Source organism: Curtobacterium sp. 320, assembly GCF_031455235.1.
In the GTDB taxonomy this organism is placed as follows: domain Bacteria; phylum Actinomycetota; class Actinomycetes; order Actinomycetales; family Microbacteriaceae; genus Curtobacterium.
In genome coordinates this window covers 42,920-62,328 of sequence record NZ_JAVDSI010000003.1, presented here as the reverse complement: position 1 = coordinate 62,328, position 19,409 = coordinate 42,920, and the positions used below count along the sequence as shown (strand labels likewise).

The following is a 19,409-nucleotide window of genomic DNA, read 5'->3' as shown; positions in this document are numbered from 1 at the left end:
CGCCGCGCTGCGGGGACACCATGCCGCCGGGTGCACGATGGACGGGTGAACGCGTACCTCGGGGTGGACCTGGCATGGGGACTCGGCACCGCGACCCGCGCACCGAACGAGACCGGACTCGTCGCGATGGACACCGACGGAACGGTCACCGACGCCGGCTGGGCCCGGGGCGTCGACGCCGTCACCGACTGGATCGCCGGGCACCTCGGCGAGCGCTCCCTCATCGCCGTGGACGCCTCACTCGTCGTGACGAACCCGACCGGCATCCGCGAAGCCGAGCGGCAGGTGGGCCAGCGCTACGGCCGGTGGAAGGTCGCGGCGAACCCGACGAACCTCGCGTCCGCGGCGAGCGCCGGGGCCCGACTGCTCGAGCGGCTGACGGCCCTGGGCGTCGGGTACGTGTCGTCGACCGCGGCGATGCGGGAGCGCACCGGTCCGGCGGTGTTCGAGTGCTACCCGTACACGACCCTCGTCGGGGTCGAGGAGCTCGGCTACGACGTCAAGCGGCCGCGGTACAAGCGTCTCGACCTGCACGTCCCGCCGGCGACGGCCCGGGCACGACGGGCGGAGGCGTTCGACGAGCTCGTGCGTCGGCTGCGCGAGACGCCACTGAACCCTCCGCTCCGGCTCGACACGCATCCGCTCACCCGGGCGCTCGCCGAGCCCTCCGGGATCCACGGGCCGACGCACAAGCACCGGGAGGACCTGCTCGACGGGGCCCTCTGCGCCTGGACGGCCGCGTTCTGGGAGCGGCACGGCGACGACCGCGTGCAGATCCTGGGAGGCGATCCGTGCCTCCCGTCCGACGCCGTGGACGAGGCGGGGCGTCGGCCCGTCGTGGTGGCGCCCGCGCGCCCGTCGCAGCGGCCGGCGCCTTCATCCGGTGTGCCGGACGTGTCGGGCTCGGTCTAGTCCGTCGCCGACGAGTCGTCGGACACGATCACCTTCGCGATCAGCGTGCGCAGAGGCCCCAGGTCGCCGAGCATGGACCGGCGTGCCGCGTGGTGGTTCTCCGCCGTGGTCGCGTTCCTCCAGTCGAGGACGATGCCGTACTCCTCGGCGAACTGCCGCCAGAACTCGCGCTGGGTCCGGCCGTTGCCCTCCATGAAGGGGTGGATGGCGTTCAGCACCGCGAACTGTTGGGTCAGGAACTCCCGAGGATCCGCGCGCATGCCGTGCGCGTCGCCGAGAACGTCGTCGAACTGCTCCATCCTCGACGGGATCAGCTCGGGAGGGAGGAACGGCTCGTCCGGGTGCTTCGCGATGCCGTCCAGGCGGTACTCGCCGGCCCACTCGTAGACGTCCTGGAAGAGGAACGCGTGGATGCACCGGACCCGCAGCGAGGGACGGAGGCCCGACAGTCCGTCCACTTCACCGAGCAGGAGGTCGAGCTCCCGGTCTTGGACCTCGGGGACTTCGAGCGCCGCGAGTTCTTCGCGGGTCGTCGCACCGAGCTTGTTCCGGAGGACGTACTGCTCATCATGGTAGCCGCCGACAGGGCGAGGGCTCACCGGCGATGGGCGATGGCCCGGAGTTCCTCGCGGCTGATCTCCCCGTTGGCGAACCGCTCCATGTTCTGGATCCACTCGGGATTGTCTTTGAAGCCTTCGAGGCGTCCCGAGTGCACGACCGCAGCGACGGCACGCGTGCGCTTGGCACGCTCCGCTCCGCTGACGGTTCGAGTTCGCTTTGCCATGTTCCAATCCTACGCCGGGACCGTCGGGGATTCCAGACGCGCGGATAGGCTTGCGCGGTGAGCACCACCACCGAACCCCTGCGCATCGGGTTGGTGTCGCTGCACACCTCCCCCGGCGACGAACCCGGCTCCGGCGAGGTCGGCGGCATGAACGTCGTCGTCCGCCACCAGGCCGAGGCCCTCGCGGACCGCGGCCACCACGTCGACATCATCACGCGCCGCTCGTCGCCGACGCAACCGGACTCGGTGTCGCTCGTCCCGGGCGTCTGCCTGCGGTTCCTGTCGGCAGGGCCGGCCGAGCCGGTGCCGAAGGGCGAGCACGACGCGTTCATCGAGCCGTTCCGCCGCGAGCTCGAGCACCTCGGCCCGTTCGACGTGCTCCACTCGCACCACTGGTTCTCCGGCGCGGCCGCACTGCCCGTGGCCCGTGAGCGGGGCATCCCCCACGTGCAGTCCTTCCACTCGATCGCCGCCGACAGCGACACGCCGCTGTCCGAGGGCGAGCGTCCGGAGTCCGACGGGCGGATGGCCGGCGAGCGCATGCTCGCGCACGAATCCGACGCGGTCGTCGTCGTGTCCTCGGCCGAGGCGGACACCGTCCGCACGCGGCTCGGCGGCGAGACCGGGCGGATCTGGATCGTCCCACCGGGCGTCGACGGGTCGGTGTTCCGTCCGTCCGCCGCCGGCGCCCGCCGCGCGGACGTCCCGTACGTGGTCGCCGCGGCGCGGGTGCAGCCGTTGAAGGGGCTGGACCTCGCGATCGAAGCGATCGCCGGCATCAGCCAGGAGGCGCGACCCACCCTCGTCATCGCCGGGGACGCCTCGAGCGAGGCGGGTGACTACGTGGACGAACTGCGTCGGCTCGCGGCCCGCCTCGGGATCGCCGACCGCGTGACGTTCGTCGGTCCGCAGTCGCGGGCCGACCTGGCGTTCCTGTTCCGCGGCGCGGCAGCCGTGCTGGTCCCGTCGCACTCGGAGACGTACGGCCTCGTCGCGCTCGAGGGCTCGGCGTCCGGGGTGCCCGTCGTGGCCGCCGCTGCCGGAGGGCTGCGGGAGGCCGTGGTCGACGGCGAGACCGGGGTCGTGCTCGAGTCCCGCGACCCGGCCGTCTGGGCTGCGGAGACGGAGCGGATCCTGACGGACGCGTCGTACGCGGCGTCGCTGGCCGCGGCCGGCCGGGAGCACGCGGAGCGCCTCAGCTGGGAGCGTTCGGCCGCCGGGCTCGAGGACGTGTACCGCCGGGTGCTGGGACGCGCGTGACCGGGGGCGGGCGGTTCGACGCGTTCTGGGCAGCGCTCGACGCCGTGCCGGTCACGGACGACAGCGAGGCGCTGTACGACGTGTCGACCGCTGCCGGGCGGCTGCGTCGGGCGAACCTCGAGCGGTACCTCTCGACCGTCGGGGCCCGGGCGGACACGGTGCTCGTCGCCGAGGCCCCGGGGTGGCGCGGCATGACGAACACCGGCGTGCCGTTCACGAGCATGCGGGAGCTCGGGCTGGTCTACCTCGTCCCGCCGGAGCCGACCGCCCCGTGGGAGGCCTCCTCCCGTGTCGTGCAGGCTGCCCTGGCGTCCTGGCACGGTGCGCTCCCGTGACGTGGGCGATCTTCCCGCACCACCCGTTCGCGGCCCCGGACCGGCTGACGAACCGGACGCCGCGGCCGGCCGAGGTCCGGGAGGGGGCTCCTGTCGCGCTCGCGCTGCTCGATGCGATGCGGGCGGGTCCGGGCGGGGATGACGTACGTGTCGTCGCCGTGGGTCGGAAGGCGCAGGGCGCGTTGGCGCTGGCGGGGATCGACGCCGTGGCGGTGCGGCACCCGGCGCAGGGTGGGGCCGCGCAGTTCACGGAGCAGGTGCTGGCGCTCCGCCGCTGACCGCGCGGCGCGGGCAGGCGCAGCGCGGCGGCGCGGCGCGGGCGCGGCGCGGCGCGGGCGCGGCGCGGCGCGGGCGCGGGCGCCCGGCGCTGCGCGGCCGCTCGGCGCGCTCGCGCCGCGCAGGCGAGCGCGGCGCGCGCGGCGAGACTCGGCTGGGCGGACAGTTTCGCGGACGATCCCGCACGAAGGTGTCCGCGCAGCCGAGTCTCGGCTCGCGGGGGCGCGGCGCGGCTCAGGCGGAGCGGACCTCGACGCCCTTCGCGGCGAGCCGCTCGACCACGTACGCGGGCAGCGGTGCCGCGGCGTACACGGCGCCGAGGGCCGGCAGGTCGAGGACGTCGTCCCAGTTCTGCGGGTCGTACCGGTCGTCCGAGCCGTCCCACCCCGGGTGCACGTCCTGCAGGACCTCGAGGTCCGAGTCGACCGTCAGCTCCGTCACGAGCGACAGCTGCGACGGCAGGAGGTCGAGGTCGTCGTAGTACTCGCGCGCACGGTCGTCCTGCCCTTCGACGTCGAGGTCCTCGTCGCTCTCGTCGTCGTCCCCGGCGTAGGGCTGGAGGACGTCGAGGTCGTAGCAGAGCACGTCGAGCACGAGGAGCTTCGCGTTGAAGTCGGCGAACTCCACGGGTTCCTCGGTCGTGTTCGTCTCGTCGTGCATGGCTGGGAGCGTAGCCGTCGCCACCCGAGAGCGCCCAGGGGCGGTGGCACGTGTCCGACGGAGCACGAGCATGTTGCGATCTGCGGCGATTTGCCTGTGAGACTGGACAGGATGACCCGAAGCGGAACAGGCTGACGCATGGCCACCACCAACACAGAGCGCCCGCAACAGGAGCAGCCAGAGCTCCGGCGGGTCATCGGTCCCAAACTCCTCCTGCTCTTCATCGTCGGGGACATCCTCGGCACGGGCGTCTACGCGCTCACGGGTCAGGTCGCGGCAGAGGTCGGCGGAGCAGCGTGGCTCCCCTTCCTCATCGCGTTCGCCGTGGCGCTGCTGACGGCGTTCTCGTACCTCGAGCTCGTCACGAAGTACCCGCAGACGGCCGGTGCGGCGTTGTACGTCCACAAGGCGTTCGGCATCCACTTCGTCACCTTCATCGTGACGTTCATCGTGATGTGCTCGGGGATCACCTCGGCGTCGACGGCCTCGCGGGCGTTCGCGGCGAACCTCGGCGCCGGCTTCGGGTTGGAGCTGCCGAACGCGGTCGTGATGCTCATTGCGATGGGCTTCATGCTCGCGGTGATGGCGATCAACTTCCGGGGCGTCAGCGAGAGCGTGAAGACGAACGTCGTCCTCACCCTGGTCGAGCTGTCCGGTCTCGTGATGGTGATCCTCATCGGCTTCTGGGCGATCGCCGGCGGCAACGCCGACTTCTCGCGCGTGGTCATGTTCGACACGCCGGAGGACAAGTCGCTCCTGCTCTCGGTGTCGACCGCCACGTCGCTGGCCTTCTTCGCCATGGTCGGGTTCGAGGACTCGGTGAACATGGCCGAGGAGACGAAGGACCCCTCCCGCATCTTCCCGAAGGTCATGCTCACCGGCCTCGGCATCACGGCCGTGATCTACGTGCTCGTGTCCATCTGCGCCGTGGCGGTCGTGCCGATCGGTGAGCTCGCCGGCAACGAGACGCCGCTCGTCACCGTCGTGCAGACGGCCGCGCCGGACTTCCCGATCGCCGATCTGCTGCCGTTCATCTCGATGTTCGCCGTGGCCAACACCGCGCTGATCAACATGATGATGGCGTCGCGACTGCTGTACGGCATGAGCAAGCAGGGCGTCCTGCCCGGCTTCCTCGGCAAGGTCTCGCTGGCCCGCCGCACCCCGTCCACCGCGATCGTCTTCACGACGCTCATCTCGCTGCTGCTGATCGGGTGGGTCTCGCTCGACCCCGACTCCCCCATCGTCGTCGTGCTCGGCGGCACCACCTCGCTCCTGCTGCTGTCGGTGTTCGCGGTCGTGAACGCGTCGGTGCTGGTGCTGCGCCGGGACAAGGTCGACCACAAGCACTTCCGGGCGGGTGTCATCGTGCCGATCATCGGTGTCGTCACCTGCCTGTGGCTCGTGCTGCCCTTCTCGTCCGGGCGCGACCCGCAGCAGTACCAGATCGCGGGTGCGCTGCTCGCGCTCGGCATCCTGCTGTGGATCGTGACGTGGTTCACCCACGGGCGGAAGCAGACCGAGAAGGCGCCCACCGGCCTCGTCACCGAACCGACGAAGGTCCAGCGCCCGAACGAGCCGGCGCAGACGCACGACCACGACCACCGCGACGTCTGACCCACGAACGACCGAGCCGGTCCTGCGACACCCCCGATCGGGCGGGTGCGGTTCCCAGGCGGCGCACGTAGCCTCTTCGTGCTCCGCCTGACCCGCCCCGCTCGAGAGGACCCGCCATGCGCCGCGTCGGCATCACCCTCGCGTCGGTGTTCGGCGCGGGCGTCGTCGCGATCGGCATCGGCGTCGTGGTGGTCATCGTCATCGCGGTGAACTCGCTGACGGGTGCCGCCAAGGGTGTCGTCGCGGACCCGACCCCGACCTGCCCGGACGTCGCGACGAGGACGATCGGCGGCATCGTCGTCCCCGCGGGCCCCGTCGGCGGGTTCTGCCAGGACCGCCTGGTCAACGCCGCGTACGTCATCAGCGCCGCACAGGCCATGGGCATCGGACCGCACACCCAGGCGGTCGGCGTGATGACCGCCATCGGGGAGTCGAGCCTGGTGAACCTCGACCACGGGGACGCCGCCGGACCCGACAGCCGCGGGCTCTTCCAGCAGCGGGACAACGGCGCCTGGGGCACGTACGAGCAGCGGATGGACCCGTACACCGCCGCGTCGATGTTCTACACGAAGCTCGTGAAGATCCCCGGGTGGAAGACCATGACCCCGACCCAGATGGCACATGCCGTCCAGATCAACTCGGACCCCGACCACTACGCGAAGTTCTGGCCCGAGGCGAAGTCCGTCGTCGAGGGCCTCACCGGGGAGACCGTCCCCGACATCGCACCCCAGGGCTGACCCGCACGTCACGAGGCGAGCGGGAGCGGACCGTCGTCCACCGGCTCGACCGGCTCGACGTCGTCGAGCGACACGATCGCGACCCCGCCGGTGTGCACCGCCACCTGCGCACGGAGCCGGACGTGGTGCTCCTCGAACGCGCAGGCGCACGCGTCGACCCACTCCCAGTCGACCGGGAACAGCCGTGACTCCCCCGGGCGCTCCCAGACCAGCACGACCTCGGCCGCGCCGACCTGCACGAGGACGTCCCCGACCAGCGCGGCGAAGTCCTCGACGTGTTCGTCGGGTTGCCACGGCAGGTCGGAGATCGGCATGACGAACGACACCGGCACGGCCCGTTCGTCGAGGAAGAGCACCCAGCACTGCCGGGTGATCGGGCGTTCGACGAGGGCGGTCACGAGGTCCACCACGTCGTCGTCAGTGCGGGCAGGGGTGCGGATGAGGCGGTCGAGCATGTCGGTGTCTGGCATGCCCTCAGCGTCGCCGAGACCACCGCACCGCTCGGCGACCAGACGCTCATCTGTGGACGACCGCCACGCAGGGCCGCCCTGTGGAGGAACGACCCTCAGATGCCGTGGGTGATCGCGCTGTCGACGAGCAGGATCGCGCCGAAGAACACCGCCACGACGGCCGCGATGCCGACGAGGGCGAACGGCCACGAGAGCCGCCGGCGAACCAGTCGCAGCACGCACACCACGAGCGCCGCGACGAGCACGAGGGCGACGAGCACCGGCCCGACGTAGACGACCGCACCGCCGAGCGTCTCGTCGCAGGAGTTGCCGGGAGCGCCGCACGAGCTGAACGCCAGCGACAGGAACACGATCCCGCCACCGGCGACCACCGACTCCGCTGCCAACAGCACCAGCAGCACGACCGTGGCGACCACGTCCGCGACGCGACGGCCGCCTGCCAGGGGGTGTCGCGCCTCCCGTCCGAAGGCCGCCGGACCGGACCCGAGCGGATCCGCGACCACGGGGGCTTCCATCACCCTCGCCGCCCGCGCGTGGACCAGAGGGCCCAGGCGATGAGGACCGGCTGACCGAACAGGCGGCCGATGCGCTTGACGTCCGTGTCGAGCCCGAAGGCGTCGCGGCGGTTCAGCCACTGGGAGATGTTCCCGGGGAAGATCGCGGTGAAGAAGAGCGCCGCCACCGTGCCGACGAAGCGACGCGAGCGACGGGGTGCGAGCACGAGGGCGCTGCCGAGGCCGATCTCCGCGATGCCGGAGGCCAGGACGGTGGTGTCCTCGTCGAGCGGGACGAAGTCGGGCACCTGGGCGCGGAAGTCCTGCCGCGCGAAGGTGAGGTGGCTCGTGCCGGCGAAGACGAGCGCGAGGCCGAGCAGGACGCGGAGGAAGGATCGCATGCCTCCATCGTGCCCGTGCCGGACGTCCACCGCACGCGCCGCACGGCGTGCCCGACGGCCACTGCCCCGCTAGGTTCGGACGCATGGGAACAGCCTCCCGCGACCACGAGCCACCCGCAGCACCCGCCGTCGTGGCCGCGCTGCTCGGTCCGATGGCGCTCTACATGGGGTTCATCGTCCCCGCGGCCTCGATGGGGCGGCACGTCGTGCTCGGTGCGGTGTTCGGCATCGTGTGCATCGCCAGCGGCTGGCGCGCACTGTCGATCGCTCGGCGGACCCAACGAGGCGTGCGGGTCTGGTCGTGGATCGGGATCGTCCTCGGCGTGCTCGGGCTCGTGATGCTCGTGTGGCAGCTGCTCGTCATCGTGACCGGGGGCGCCTTCCCCTCCCCGTTCTGGACGCCGTACGCCCACCGCTGACGCGGCCCCTCACCACCCGAGCGTGCCCGGCGCCCCCTTGAACGGTCCGACCACCCGCGAGGTGATCCACCCGCCGTAGAAGTCCCCCTCCTGCGCCTGGACCACCTCGCCGCCGACCTCGCACGAGTCCATCGCCGAGGGGTAGATCGCCACCCGGTCGCGCAGCTGCTCGTAGCCCGGCTCGGGCGTCGGGTAGTTCCACGCCGCCCGCGGAGCGACCACGTCCCCGCCCACCACGTCGAAGTACCGCGCGCGCCCCTTGAACTCGCACATGCTCGACCCCTCGGCCGGCCGGAGCTCGAGGTCAGCCATCGGCACGTAGTACACCGGCGGGTGCGAGGTCTCGAGCACCCGCACCGCGTCCGTCGTGTCCACGACCACCTCGCCGCCGAGCCGCACGACCACGCGTTCGGGCACCGGCTCCACGGCGGGAGGCCTCGGGTAGTCCCACACGGACTCCTGGCCGGGGGCGGGCTCGGTACGGTTCGGTCGGCGCATGGGTCACGTCTACGCCGCATCCCTGCCCGCAGGCCTGGAGGCGCGGCTCGTCCCCGCCCCACCGGCCCGGCCCGTCCGTGGTCGCCCCGGGCGCAGGGCGCGGCGGACGCGCGGCGCCCGCAGGGTGCAGAGTGGGCGCGTGACGACGACGACACGCACCCTCTTCCGACGGAAGCCGATCGAGACGATCGACGACGAGACCGGCGGCGACGGCGGCCTGAAACGGCACCTCGGCCTCTGGCAGCTCACCGCGATCGGCATCGGCGGCATCATCGGCGCGGGCATCTTCACCCTCGCCGGCACGGTCGCGCACGGCGTCGCCGGCCCCGCGGTCCTCATCAGCTTCCTCGTCGCCGGTGTCGCGAGCGCCGCCGCTGCCCTGTCGTACGCCGAGTTCGCCGGCCTCATCCCGAGGGCCGGAAGCGCCTACACGTACGGCTACGCGGTCCTCGGCGAGATCGTCGGCTGGTTCATCGGCTGGGACCTGCTGCTCGAGTACACCGCGATCGTGGCGGTGGTCGCGATCGGGATCTCCGGCTACGTCGGGTTCCTCGTCGGCCAGTTCGGCATCGACCTGCCCGCCTGGATGCTCGGCGCACCGGGCACCGGCGACGGCCACGTGATCGACGTGTTCGCGATCATCCTGTGCCTGCTCACCGCGTTCGTCCTCACCCGCGGCATCCGCAGCGCCGCACGGTTCGAGTTCGTCGCCGTCGGCATCAAGGTCGCCCTCGTCGTGCTCATCGTCGTGCTCGGCGTGTTCCACATCAACAGCGCGAACTACTCGCCGTACTTCCCGTTCGGCTTCGGCGGCGTGATGACCGGTGCCGCGACGGTGTTCTTCGCGGTGTTCGGCTACGACGCGATGTCCACCGCCGCCGAGGAGTCCACCGACGCCCGCAAGCACATGCCGAAGGCGATCCTGCTGTCGCTCGGCATCTCGATGGTCCTCTACGTCCTCGCGACCCTGGTGCTCACCGGAATGCAGAAGTACACCGACATCGACCCCGCGTCGGGCTTCTCGTCGGCGTTCGCCTCGGTCGGGCTCGGCGGCGTGGCGAACATCATCGCGATCGGCGCCATCGTCGGCATCATCACCGTGCTCGTGACGTTCATGCTCGGTGCGAGCCGCGTCTGGTTCTCGATGAGCCGCGACGGCCTCATGCCGAAGTGGTTCGCGAAGACCGACCCGAAGCGGCACGTGCCGACCCGCGTCACGTGGATCCTCGGCATCGCGTCGGCGATCCTGGCCGGCGTGCTCCCGATCGGGGTCGTGGCCGAGCTGACGAACATCGGCATCCTGCTCGCCTTCGTGGTGGTCTGCTCCGCCGTGATCGTGCTGCGTTACCGTCAGCCCGACCTCGACCGGCAGTTCCGGCTGCCGTTCATGCCGGTGATCCCGATCATCGGCGTCATCGCGTCGCTGTGGCTCGTGACGTTCCTGCAGTGGGAGACGTGGGTGCGCTTCGCGGTCTGGTTCGCGATCGGCCTCGGCGTGTACTTCGGCTACTCCCGTCGGCACAGCAAGCTGGCGACCGGCGAGGCGACGGGCAAGCCGATCGTCTGACCGGACGGGCTACGCGTCCCGGCGGTGCTTCCCCTTCGCCGCCGTCGGGTCGGCCATCGGGTGGTTGCGGAACCACCGCAGCAGCTCCCGGGACCGGCCGGTGTCGGCGCTCTGGTCCCCCGAGGTGAGGAAGTCGCTGAAGCCCTCCGGCGTCGCAGCGCCCTCGACGTCGCGGTCGTACGCCATCGACCACTCCGGGAAGCGCCGGGTGTGGATGGACTCCTCGGCGAGGAGCCGCACCTCGTCGTGGCGCTCGTCCGCGAGGATCCGCTGGTACGTCGACAACACCTGCTCGTACGGTCCCTCGAGCAGCTGCATGAACCGCCCGTTGCGGTGGACGAGCAGCCCGGTCAGACCGTCGGCGGTGTTCCGGGCACGGGCGTGGGCGAGCACCTCGTCGAGGGCGTCGTCGTCGAACGGCTCCGTGGCCGCGCTCATGTAGACGAGTGACTGCAGCATGCCGTCGATCCTGCCCGCTCCGGCGCGCATGCGACTCCCCCAGAACGGGACGCCGGATGCCCTACGACCGGATCTCGCGCATGTTCTGGGCCTGCCACCCCTCGGGGATCGACGCGCGGAAGGCCTGCAGCGCCTCCTCGTAGGTCTGCCCGGTCGCCTCGTGCGGCCGGGTCTCCTTGGAACGGGCGATCGCACGAACGGTGGTCTCGCCGGTCGCCTTGCTCGTGACCGCGTTCACCTGCTGCAGCTCGAACCCGTGCAGGTCCAGGGCCTCGACCGCCGCCGTGCGCGCCGCCTCGATGTTCTCGCCGCTGCCCTCGGCCTCCGTCGTCGCGGTCGAGCGCAGTTCTCCTCGCAGTGTCGTCACCCACCCAGTATCGCGGCCCCCGGACAGGGTCTGTCGCACGCGGGTGCCGCACGCCATCATCGGGAACGCCGATCCGGAGGAGTCCCATGCGCCGCACCACCCTCACCGCCGCACTCGTCGTCAGCGTCGCCGCCGTGGTGTCGTCCCTCGTCGGTGTCGCGCCGGCGCAGGCGGCCGGGATGCCGGCTGCCGTGAAGGCGCAGTACGACCACCAGTACGGCACGTTCACCCCGTTCACGAAGTCGGGCAGCCGGAACGCCACGATCGTGCTCCCGCAGAACGCCCGCAGCGGCATCATCGTCGCGACGTTCACCCCGGCCGATGCCGAGCACACCGAGTTCGAGGTGCACGAACTGAACAGCAAGGGCGGCCCGACCGGTTCGAACCCCATCGGCCAGGGCGGCAAGTACACGGGCCGTGTCGCCTACGGCACCGACTCGTGGCGGAAGCCCGCCGCGCTCAAGGTCGAGACCAGGGGGCAGTGGACCCTGCGGTTCAGCCAGGTCTCGAGCGCCCCCGCTCTGACGACGTCGGGGCACGGCGACAACGTGATGCTCTACTGGGGCTCCTCCGCCGCCCGGCAGTTCCGGTGCACGACGACTCGTGTCGCGACGTGCATGCTCCGCGAAACCCTGCTCCGTAACGACTACGAGACCATCCCCGCCAGCGACAACGGCTCCGGCAAGGACCTCTCGAAGCGGATCACCCTGTCGAAGGGCCCGTCCGTCCTGCAGCTGAACGCCGGCAGCACCTGGTCGATCCGCTGACCCGGCGAGCGCCGGAGGTCGGTGGCACCTGGCACGATTGACCCGTGCCCGCCGCCCCGATGATCGACGCCGTCGACGTCATCCGTTTCGTCGGGCCGCAGGCGTTCGGGCGCGCGCGGGACCTCGTCCGGGCGGGCCTCGTCGACGACGCCGTCTGGCACGACGACGACGGCACCGTCACCGGCGCGGTGTCCGGCTCCGCCGACGACCCGTACGAACTCCGCATCGAGACCACCCCGGCCCGCGGCGAGTTCGTCCGTCCGGTCCGCAGCACCTGCACCTGCCCGCTGGGCGGCGACTGCAAGCACGTCGCCGCAGCCCTGCTCACCGTCAACGCCCGCGCACTCGCCGCAGCCGCCGGCCCGAAGCCGGAACAGCCGGCTCCGCCGCCCTCGGACTGGAGGCACGACCTCGCCCGCCTCGCCGGCGACGACGAGCAGGTGGCCGAGCCGCAGGGCACCCCCATGGGACTGCAGTTCGAGTTGCGTGACGCGGTCTCCGCCCGGCTCGCCTCCCGTGCGCGAGCCGCCGGTCGCGCGCTGCCGACGGCCTCGCGGTCGGTGCGACTCGGCGTCCGCCCGGTGACCCGCAGCGACGCCGGCAACTGGGTTCGGGGGCAGCTGACGTGGGGCACGCTCCCCTACTCGATGAACCGGCTCGGCCTCTCCCCCGAGCAGCACGCCTGGTTCGTCCAGTTCGCCGCGCTCCACCGCGCCGGACAGCTCGCCGGGCTCCCGGGCGAGGCCGACTGGATCCACCTCGACGACTTCGGCAGTCCGCTGCTCTGGCCGCTCCTCGCGCAGGCACCGGCCCTCGGCATCGCGCTCGTCACCGGCAAGCGCGAGGGCGGTGCCGTCCTCGGGGCCGAGGCGCGGGTGCTCCTCGACGTCGCCCGGCAGGACGGCGGGCTCGTGATCGGTGCGAGCGCGGTCCTCGACGGCCGACCGGCAGCCCCAGGCACGGCCCGGACGATCGGCGACCACGGCGTCTACGTCTTCCGCGAGAGCCCCGAGTTCCACGTCGCGTTCGCCCCGACGGTCACCCCCGTGCCGGAGGACCAGCGGCGCATGCTCGTCGACGGCGCACGGATCACCGTTCCGGAACCCGAGGTCGCCGAGTTCCTCGCCGACTGGTCCCCACGGCTCCGTGGCGCGCTCGGCCTCGTCAGCGCGGACGGCTCCGTCGAGCTGCCCGAGCGCACGCCGCCCGAGCTCGTGCTCACGGCGACGTTCGAGCCGGCCCGGGCGCCCCGGACGGACGACCGTGTCCACCTCCAGTGGCGCTGGCACGTCGACGGGCGGAAGGACCCCGTCGCGCTGCACGGACCTCTCCCGGACCTCGCCGGGCTGCGCGCGGCCGACGACACTGGCGGCCCGACCGGACCCGGCGGCGGACTCGCGTGGTTCGAGGACGGCACGATCGACGGCGCCGACGTCGCGGTGTTCGCGAACGAGCTGCTGCCGGCGCTGCCGGCGCTCGGCGTCCGCACCGTCGTGCAGGGCGAACGCGTCGACTACGAACGGCTGACCGGTCGGCCGCACATCCGCGTGACGACCATGCCGTCGGACAAGCACGACTGGTTCGACCTCGGCATCTTCGTGTCGGTGAACGGCAAGCAGGTGCCGTTCACGCCGCTGCTCCGGGCGCTCGCGAAGCGGGACCGGCGGATGAAGCTCATCGACAACTCGTACCTGTCGTTGTCCGACCCCGCGTTCGACCGGCTGAAGGAGCTCATCGACGAGGCGCGCGACCTCGACGAGTGGGAGCCCGACCAGCCGATGACCGTCACGCCGCTGCAGGCCGGGCTGTGGTCCGAGTTCGACCAGCTGGCCGACGAGACCTCGCACGACGAGCGGTGGGAGGCGATCGCGGCGGGGCTGCTCGGCGCGACACCGCCGGAGTCGGTGTCCGTGCCGGACTCGGTGCACGCCGAGCTCCGGCCGTACCAGCACACCGGGTACGCCTGGCTGTCGTTCCTGCTGTCGCACGGGGTCGGCGGGGTGCTCGCGGACGACATGGGTCTCGGCAAGACGCTGCAGGTCCTCACGACGATCGCCGCCGCGCGCGAGTCCTCGCCGGACGCGCCGCCGTTCCTCGTCGTCGCGCCGACCTCGGTCGTCGGCAACTGGGCGGCCGAGGCAACCCGGTTCACGCCGTCGCTGCGCGTCACGACGATCGGCGCGACGACGCTGAAGGACCCCGGGCTCGTCGCACGCGCTGCTGCTGCGTCCGACATCGTCGTGACCTCGTACGCGCTGCTCCGGCTCGACGCGCAGGCGTACACCGACCTGCCGTGGGCGGCCCTCGTGCTCGACGAGGCGCAGTTCGTGAAGAACCCGCAGTCGCAGACGCACCGGGTGGCGGTGGACCTCCGCGCGCCGGTGAAGTTCGCGATCACGGGCACGCCGCTCGAGAACGGGCTGACGGACCTCTGGGCGCTGTTCCACATCGTCGCGCCCGGGCTGCTGTCGTCGTGGTCGCGGTTCGGGGACGACTACGTGAAGCCGCTCGGTTCGCCGGACCTCCGCGGCGTGGCCCGCCAAGAGCTCACCGCGCGGCTCCGACGGCGGATCCGGCCGCTCATGCTCCGGCGGACGAAGGAGAGCGTCGCCGCCGACCTCCCGCCGAAGCAGGAGCAGGTCGTCCGGGTGACGCTCGACCCCGCGCACCGGACCCTGTACGAGACGACGTTGAACCGGGAGCGCCTGAAGGTCCTCGACCTCATCGACGACCTCGCGAAGAACCGGATGATCGTGTTCCGGTCGCTGACCCTGCTGCGGATGCTCGCGCTGTCGCCGGCGCTGGTCGACGGTTCGCGAGAGGACCTGTCCTCCGCGAAGCTCGACCTGCTGCTCGACGAACTCGAACAGCTCGCCGCCGAGGGGCGCCGCGCCCTGGTGTTCAGCCAGTTCACGTCGTTCCTCCGCATGGTGGCCACCGCCCTCGACGACCGGGGGGTCGGCTACGAGTACCTCGACGGCTCGACGAGGCGCCGCCCCGAGGTCATCGACCGCTTCCGGAACGGCACCGCCCCGGCGTTCCTCATCTCGCTCAAGGCCGGTGGCTTCGGGCTGACCCTGACCGAGGCGGACACCGTGTTCGTGCTCGACCCGTGGTGGAACCCCGCCGCCGAGAACCAGGCGGTCGACCGGACGCACCGCATCGGCCAGACCCGGTCGGTGAACGTGCAGCGGTTCATCGCCGAGGACACCATCGAGGAGAAGGTCCTCGCGCTCGCGGCGAAGAAGGCCGAGCTGTTCGCGACGATGATCGACGACGACGCCCTCTTCGCCGAGGACCTCACGGCCGACGACATCCGCTCCCTGCTGGCCTGACGCGGCCGAGGGTCAGCGGGCGAGGGCGTCGATCGCGGCGACCTCGTCGGCGGACAGCTCGATCCGGGCACCGGCGGCGTTCGACCGGATGCGCTCGGGGTTCGACGACTTCGGGATGACGACGAACCCGTGCGCGACGTGCCAGGCGACGATGACCTGCGCGCTGTCCGCATCGTGTGCGGCCGCGATGTCGACGAGCGTCGGGTCCTGCAGGTTGCTCGCCTTGAAGGGGCTGTAGCCCTCGAGGACGACCCCGCGGGACGCGAGCCCGTCCGCCACGGCGCGGTCGAACTCGACGGGGCTCCACTTGATCTGGTTCACGGCCGGGGCGGTCCCCGTGGCGGAGGTGATCTCGTCGATCTGCGCGAGGGAGTAGTTGCTCACCCCGACCGCCTTCGTGAGGCCGTCCGACTGCGCTTGGACGACCTGCTCCCACACGTCCGGGCGTGCCTCGCCGTTCGGCGGCCAGTGCACGAGCCAGAGGTCGAGGTGGTCGAGGCCGAGCTGGTCGAGGCTCTCCTCGATGGTCTCCCGCACGCGGTCGGCGTTGTCCGGCGGCAACTTGGTCGTCACGAAGACGTCGTCGCGAGCGAGTCCGGACTCGGCGACGGCCTTCCCGACGCCGCGCTGGTTGCGGTACCCGGTGGCGGTGTCGATGTGGCGGTACCCGGCCGCCAGTGCTTCGCCGACGGCGGCGGGCGCCTCGGCGTCGGGGATCTGCCAGGTGCCGAAGCCGAGGAGCGGCATCGACCCACCGGTGACGGACACGGACGGGTTCGCGTAATCGGTCATGCACCCGTGTCTACGCCGTGCCCGCGGAACGGTTCAGAGCGAGGCGGTCCACTCGGCGACGGTGACGACCTCGGCCTGTCGCGGGAAGACCTTCTCGGTGAGGACGCGGTGGACCTCCGCGTCGCCGTCGGCACACGCGTCCGAGAGGACCGTCAGCCCGAAGTCGAGGTCGGCCGCCTGGCGCAGCGTCGAGAGGACGACGCCGCTCGTGGCGATCCCGGCGAGCACGAGGTCGCGGACCTCGAGGCCGCGGAGCAGCACCTCGAGGTCCGACCCGGCGAAGGCACTGACGCGGAGCTTCGTCACGACGAGGTCGTCGTCCCCGACCCCGAACGCGCTGTGCACGTCGGTGGACCCCGGAGTCTGGGTCCCGATGCGCTCCCGCATCCCGCCGAACATCTTGTTCGTGCGCGCGGCCTCGGGTGCGCCCGGCCGGAACGCCACGCGGACGAAGACCACGGGGATGCCGCGCTCCCGGGCGGCCGAGACCGCTGCCGTCGCCGCCGCCAGGGCCTCGTCCGTACCGAGTCGTTCGACGATGCTGTTCTGGTAGTCCATGACGAGGAGTGCGCTGCCCACCTCGTGGACGCTACTCCGGCGGGCCGGGCGGCCGACCCTCCGCCGGGGTCCGGGGCGATGTCCGACGTGTCCGGCATCATCGTCGGTGCACTGCACCACCGCACCACCGCTCGCCGCACCACCAGGAGCTCCACCCACGCATGACGTCCCGCCGACGCCGCACCCGCACCAGCCTCACGTCCGTCCTCGTCGTCCTCGCACTCGCCGTCGGCGCGTACGCCCTGCACACCGCGGGCATCATCGCGCCCGACGCCGAAGCCGCACCGGCGACGACCAGCGCGCCCACGGGGACCGACGCCCCCACCATCGAGACCGAACCGGGCGCGCCGGGGACGACCCGCGCCTCCCGAACCGACGCGACGACCGCGACGACCGCGACCGACGCGGACGCCGACGCCGCAACAGCGGCCACCGCGCGCGCCGAACTCGCCGCCCTGCCGGTCAAGGGCAAGGCCCCCGCCACCGGGTACGACCGGGTCGGTGACTTCGGCACCGCGTGGCTCGACGTCGACCGGAACGGCTGCGACACGCGGAACGACGTGCTGGCGCGCGACCTCTCGGCGATCACCCGCCAAGGCCCCTGCCGGGTGCTCACCGGGACGCTCGTGTCGCCGTACACCGGGGCGACGATCGACTTCGTGCGCGGCGAGACGACCTCCACCCTCGTGCAGATCGACCACGTCGTCGCGCTCGAGAACGCCTGGCGGACCGGGGCCCAGCAGCTCTCGCAGCGGGAGCGGGAGTCGCTCGCCAACGATCCGGCGAACCTGTTCGCGGTGGACCAGCACTCGAACGCGCAGAAGCGCTCCGGCGACGCCGCGACCTGGCTGCCGGCGGACAAGTCGTTCCGGTGCACGTACATCGAACACCAAGTGGCGGTGAAGACGAAGTACCGCCTGTGGGTGGCCCCCGCCGAGCACGACGCGATGGTGCGGATCCTGCGGACCTGCTGAGCGCGGCCGCAAGACAACAGGTGTAGCCTATCTCCTGTCGATGCGAATGCATCGTTCGGACTCGCTGCTCCACCGCGGACCCCGAGCCCTTCACCGTCGAAGACCTCAGGAGGCCTCCCCCATGACCGCAACCAGCTCCCCCTCGGCCCGCTTCACCGACCGCGTCGTCCTCATCACCGGCGGCGGCTCCGGCCTCGGCCGTGCGACCGCCGTCCGTCTCGCCGCCGAGGGCGCGAAGCTGTCCCTCGTCGACGTCTCCGCCGAGGGACTCGAGGCGTCGAAGGCCACCGTGCTCGAGACCGCCCCCGACGCCGAGGTCCTCACCACCGTCGCCGACGTCTCGGACGAGGCCCAGGTCGAGGCGTACGTCACCGCCACCACCGAGCGCTTCGGCCGCATCGACGGCTTCTTCAACAACGCCGGCATCGAGGGCAAGCAGAACCCGACCGAGTCGTTCACCGCCGCCGAGTTCGACAAGGTCGTCTCGATCAACCTGCGCGGCGTGTTCCTCGGCCTCGAGAAGGTCCTGAAGATCATGCGCGAGCAGGGCTCCGGCATGGTCGTCAACACGGCGAGCGTCGGCGGCATCCGCGGCATCGGCAACCAGTCCGGCTACGCCGCCGCCAAGCACGGTGTCGTCGGTCTCACCCGCAACTCGGCCGTCGAGTACGGCCGCTACGGCATCCGCATCAACGCCATCGCCCCCGGCGCCATCTGGACGCCGATGGTCGAGAACTCGATGAAGCAGCTCGACCCGGAGAACCCCCGCAAGGCCGCCGAGGAGTTCATCCAGGTCAACCCCTCCAAGCGCTACGGCGAGGCGCCCGAGATCGCCGCCGTCGTCGCCTTCCTGCTGTCCGACGACGCCTCGTACGTCAACGCCACGGTCGTCCCGATCGACGGCGGGCAGTCCGCCGCGTACTGAGTCACGCAGCCCGGCGCGCGGCCACCTCGACGTGCGCTGGGCATCGGCCTGGAGGCGCGGCGCACCCCCGCCCCGCGTGGCAGGCTGCGGACATGGCTGAGCAACTCACGGTCCCGCAGGCGTTCGCGCTCCTCCAGATCGAGTCCGACGGGCGCAAGTCCACGGACGTGCAGACCCTCGACGCTGGGCTCGCCGGAGCCGTCCTCGCGGACCTCGCCCTGCGCGGCGTCGTCTCGCTGCAGGACGGCTTCGTCACCGTCGTGAACGGTGCGGCCACCGGCGACCCGGTCCTCGACGGCGTCGTCGGCACCATCGCGGCCGCCGACAAGCCCCGCAAGGCGAAGTGGTGGATCACCCGCATCGGCAAGCGACCGCTGCGCGACGACGTGTTCGCCGGGCTCATCACACGTGGCCTCATCACGCTCGAACAGGGCAAGACGCTCGGCATCTTCCCCACGACGAAGTACCCGGAGCGCGACGGTGGCCCCGAGGCGCTCCTCCGCGCCGGCATCGGCGACGTCCTCGCCGGTCGCGCCGAACCCACGCCGTTCGCCGCCGCCGTCATCGGCCTGCTCGACGCGACCAGCACGCTCCGCAAGCAGTTCGGCAAGGTCGACCGGGCGCTCGTGAAGGAGGTCACCTCGGGCGGCTGGGCCAGCCCCGCGGTCAAGGCCGTGCTCGAGGACATCCAGACCGCGGCGATCATGGCGACGGTGGCGGCGAGCACCGCCGCGACGACGGCGACGATCTCCTCGAGCTGAGCCCGACCGCCGGCGTCGGCGCCGCGCGAGCACGTCCCGTTCCG

General features: G+C 71.8%; 24 protein-coding genes. 13 read left to right on the top strand and 11 right to left on the bottom strand.

The window, feature by feature from the left end; genetic code table 11:
- Nucleotides 1-45: 45 nt before the first annotated feature.
- Nucleotides 46-912, top strand: a complete 867-nt coding sequence (locus J2X60_RS05755) for a DUF429 domain-containing protein (RefSeq protein ID WP_309886774.1) — start codon at nt 46-48, stop codon at nt 910-912.
- On the opposite strand, the gene J2X60_RS05750 is transcribed toward J2X60_RS05755, so the two are convergent.
- Nucleotides 909-1,511, bottom strand: a complete 603-nt coding sequence (locus J2X60_RS05750) for a Fic family protein (protein WP_309886773.1) — start codon at nt 1,509-1,511, stop codon at nt 909-911. The two genes, J2X60_RS05755 and J2X60_RS05750, sit on opposite strands and share 4 nt — an antisense overlap.
- Nucleotides 1,508-1,696 carry an antitoxin VbhA family protein gene (locus J2X60_RS05745; protein ID WP_309886772.1) on the bottom strand — a complete coding sequence of 63 codons (189 nt, stop codon included), beginning with the start codon at nt 1,694-1,696 and terminating at the stop codon, nt 1,508-1,510. The genes J2X60_RS05750 and J2X60_RS05745 overlap by 4 nt, the downstream gene beginning before the upstream one ends.
- 57 nt (nt 1,697-1,753) lie before the next feature.
- Between J2X60_RS05745 and J2X60_RS05740 the strand changes: the two genes are divergently transcribed.
- Genes J2X60_RS05740 through J2X60_RS05730 form a run of 3 tightly spaced genes read left to right on the top strand, consistent with a single transcriptional unit; the run spans nt 1,754 to nt 3,569 of the window.
- Nucleotides 1,754-2,956: a glycosyltransferase gene (locus J2X60_RS05740; RefSeq protein WP_092387708.1), complete on the top strand. Its 1,203-nt coding sequence runs from the start codon at nt 1,754-1,756 to the stop codon at nt 2,954-2,956.
- The gene (locus J2X60_RS05735) at nt 2,953-3,291 is read left to right on the top strand and encodes a hypothetical protein (protein WP_309886771.1); all 339 of its coding nucleotides are present in this window, start codon (nt 2,953-2,955) and stop codon (nt 3,289-3,291) included. The genes J2X60_RS05740 and J2X60_RS05735 overlap by 4 nt, the downstream gene beginning before the upstream one ends.
- The gene (locus J2X60_RS05730) at nt 3,288-3,569 is read left to right on the top strand and encodes a hypothetical protein (protein ID WP_309886770.1); all 282 of its coding nucleotides are present in this window, start codon (nt 3,288-3,290) and stop codon (nt 3,567-3,569) included. The genes J2X60_RS05735 and J2X60_RS05730 overlap by 4 nt, the downstream gene beginning before the upstream one ends.
- A 232-nt stretch (nt 3,570-3,801) precedes the next feature.
- On the opposite strand, the gene J2X60_RS05725 is transcribed toward J2X60_RS05730, so the two are convergent.
- Complete coding sequence (locus J2X60_RS05725; RefSeq protein ID WP_309886769.1) at nt 3,802-4,227, bottom strand: DUF6892 domain-containing protein; 426 nt, start codon at nt 4,225-4,227, stop codon at nt 3,802-3,804.
- Nucleotides 4,228-4,365: 138 nt separating this feature from the next.
- Here J2X60_RS05725 and J2X60_RS05720 point away from each other — a divergent pair, with 138 nt between their 5' ends.
- Both J2X60_RS05720 and J2X60_RS05715 read left to right on the top strand, forming a co-directional pair.
- Nucleotides 4,366-5,841 (top strand): APC family permease, encoded by a 1,476-nt coding sequence (locus J2X60_RS05720; protein ID WP_309886768.1) that lies wholly within the window; start codon nt 4,366-4,368, stop codon nt 5,839-5,841.
- A 116-nt stretch (nt 5,842-5,957) separates the two neighbouring features.
- On the top strand, nt 5,958-6,578 hold the full coding sequence (locus tag J2X60_RS05715) for a hypothetical protein (protein WP_309886767.1): 621 nt from the start codon (nt 5,958-5,960) through the stop codon (nt 6,576-6,578).
- A gap of 8 nt (nt 6,579-6,586) precedes the next feature.
- On the opposite strand, the gene J2X60_RS05710 is transcribed toward J2X60_RS05715, so the two are convergent.
- The 3 genes from J2X60_RS05710 to J2X60_RS05700 all read right to left on the bottom strand — a co-directional run bounded on the left by J2X60_RS05710 (nt 6,587) and on the right by J2X60_RS05700 (nt 7,943).
- The gene (locus J2X60_RS05710; RefSeq protein WP_071296662.1) at nt 6,587-7,048 is read right to left on the bottom strand and encodes a hypothetical protein; all 462 of its coding nucleotides are present in this window, start codon (nt 7,046-7,048) and stop codon (nt 6,587-6,589) included.
- 95 nt (nt 7,049-7,143) lie between these two features.
- The gene (locus J2X60_RS05705) at nt 7,144-7,464 is read right to left on the bottom strand and encodes a hypothetical protein (RefSeq protein WP_139219841.1); all 321 of its coding nucleotides are present in this window, start codon (nt 7,462-7,464) and stop codon (nt 7,144-7,146) included.
- Between the two features lie 98 nt (nt 7,465-7,562).
- Complete coding sequence (locus tag J2X60_RS05700; protein ID WP_070418584.1) at nt 7,563-7,943, bottom strand: hypothetical protein; 381 nt, start codon at nt 7,941-7,943, stop codon at nt 7,563-7,565.
- Nucleotides 7,944-8,026: 83 nt separating this feature from the next.
- On the opposite strand from J2X60_RS05700, the gene J2X60_RS05695 reads away from it, so the two are divergent.
- Complete coding sequence (locus tag J2X60_RS05695) at nt 8,027-8,362, top strand: hypothetical protein (RefSeq protein WP_229086134.1); 336 nt, start codon at nt 8,027-8,029, stop codon at nt 8,360-8,362.
- 9 nt (nt 8,363-8,371) lie between these two features.
- Here J2X60_RS05695 and J2X60_RS05690 read toward each other — a convergent pair whose 3' ends face one another.
- On the bottom strand, nt 8,372-8,860 hold the full coding sequence (locus J2X60_RS05690; protein ID WP_071296660.1) for a DUF427 domain-containing protein: 489 nt from the start codon (nt 8,858-8,860) through the stop codon (nt 8,372-8,374).
- A gap of 139 nt (nt 8,861-8,999) precedes the next feature.
- Here J2X60_RS05690 and J2X60_RS05685 point away from each other — a divergent pair, with 139 nt between their 5' ends.
- A complete protein-coding gene (locus tag J2X60_RS05685; RefSeq protein ID WP_309886766.1) occupies nt 9,000-10,427 on the top strand; it encodes an amino acid permease in 1,428 nt (475 codons plus the stop codon).
- 9 nt (nt 10,428-10,436) lie between these two features.
- Here J2X60_RS05685 and J2X60_RS05680 read toward each other — a convergent pair whose 3' ends face one another.
- Together J2X60_RS05680 and J2X60_RS05675 are read right to left on the bottom strand one after the other, a co-directional pair.
- Nucleotides 10,437-10,886 carry a BLUF domain-containing protein gene (locus J2X60_RS05680; protein ID WP_071301818.1) on the bottom strand — a complete coding sequence of 150 codons (450 nt, stop codon included), beginning with the start codon at nt 10,884-10,886 and terminating at the stop codon, nt 10,437-10,439.
- Nucleotides 10,887-10,947: 61 nt separating this feature from the next.
- On the bottom strand, nt 10,948-11,253 hold the full coding sequence (locus J2X60_RS05675; RefSeq protein WP_070418579.1) for a hypothetical protein: 306 nt from the start codon (nt 11,251-11,253) through the stop codon (nt 10,948-10,950).
- A gap of 86 nt (nt 11,254-11,339) precedes the next feature.
- On the opposite strand from J2X60_RS05675, the gene J2X60_RS05670 reads away from it, so the two are divergent.
- Together J2X60_RS05670 and J2X60_RS05665 are read left to right on the top strand one after the other, a co-directional pair.
- A complete protein-coding gene (locus J2X60_RS05670) occupies nt 11,340-12,020 on the top strand; it encodes a hypothetical protein (protein ID WP_309886765.1) in 681 nt (226 codons plus the stop codon).
- A 44-nt stretch (nt 12,021-12,064) separates the two neighbouring features.
- Entirely contained in the window at nt 12,065-15,355 is a 3,291-nt protein-coding gene (locus J2X60_RS05665; RefSeq protein ID WP_309886764.1) for a DEAD/DEAH box helicase, read from the top strand.
- Between the two features lie 12 nt (nt 15,356-15,367).
- Here J2X60_RS05665 and J2X60_RS05660 read toward each other — a convergent pair whose 3' ends face one another.
- Nucleotides 15,368-16,147 carry an aldo/keto reductase gene (locus J2X60_RS05660; RefSeq protein ID WP_309886763.1) on the bottom strand — a complete coding sequence of 260 codons (780 nt, stop codon included), beginning with the start codon at nt 16,145-16,147 and terminating at the stop codon, nt 15,368-15,370.
- Between the two features lie 33 nt (nt 16,148-16,180).
- The gene (locus J2X60_RS05655; protein WP_309886762.1) at nt 16,181-16,726 is read right to left on the bottom strand and encodes an isochorismatase family cysteine hydrolase; all 546 of its coding nucleotides are present in this window, start codon (nt 16,724-16,726) and stop codon (nt 16,181-16,183) included.
- A gap of 140 nt (nt 16,727-16,866) precedes the next feature.
- Between J2X60_RS05655 and J2X60_RS05650 the strand changes: the two genes are divergently transcribed.
- From J2X60_RS05650 to J2X60_RS05640, 3 genes are all read left to right on the top strand, one after another.
- Entirely contained in the window at nt 16,867-17,679 is an 813-nt protein-coding gene (locus tag J2X60_RS05650) for an HNH endonuclease family protein (protein WP_309886761.1), read from the top strand.
- Nucleotides 17,680-17,800: 121 nt separating this feature from the next.
- Nucleotides 17,801-18,604 carry an SDR family oxidoreductase gene (locus J2X60_RS05645; protein WP_309886760.1) on the top strand — a complete coding sequence of 268 codons (804 nt, stop codon included), beginning with the start codon at nt 17,801-17,803 and terminating at the stop codon, nt 18,602-18,604.
- A 92-nt stretch (nt 18,605-18,696) separates the two neighbouring features.
- The gene (locus tag J2X60_RS05640) at nt 18,697-19,365 is read left to right on the top strand and encodes a GPP34 family phosphoprotein (RefSeq protein ID WP_309886759.1); all 669 of its coding nucleotides are present in this window, start codon (nt 18,697-18,699) and stop codon (nt 19,363-19,365) included.
- Nucleotides 19,366-19,409 lie beyond the last annotated feature (44 nt).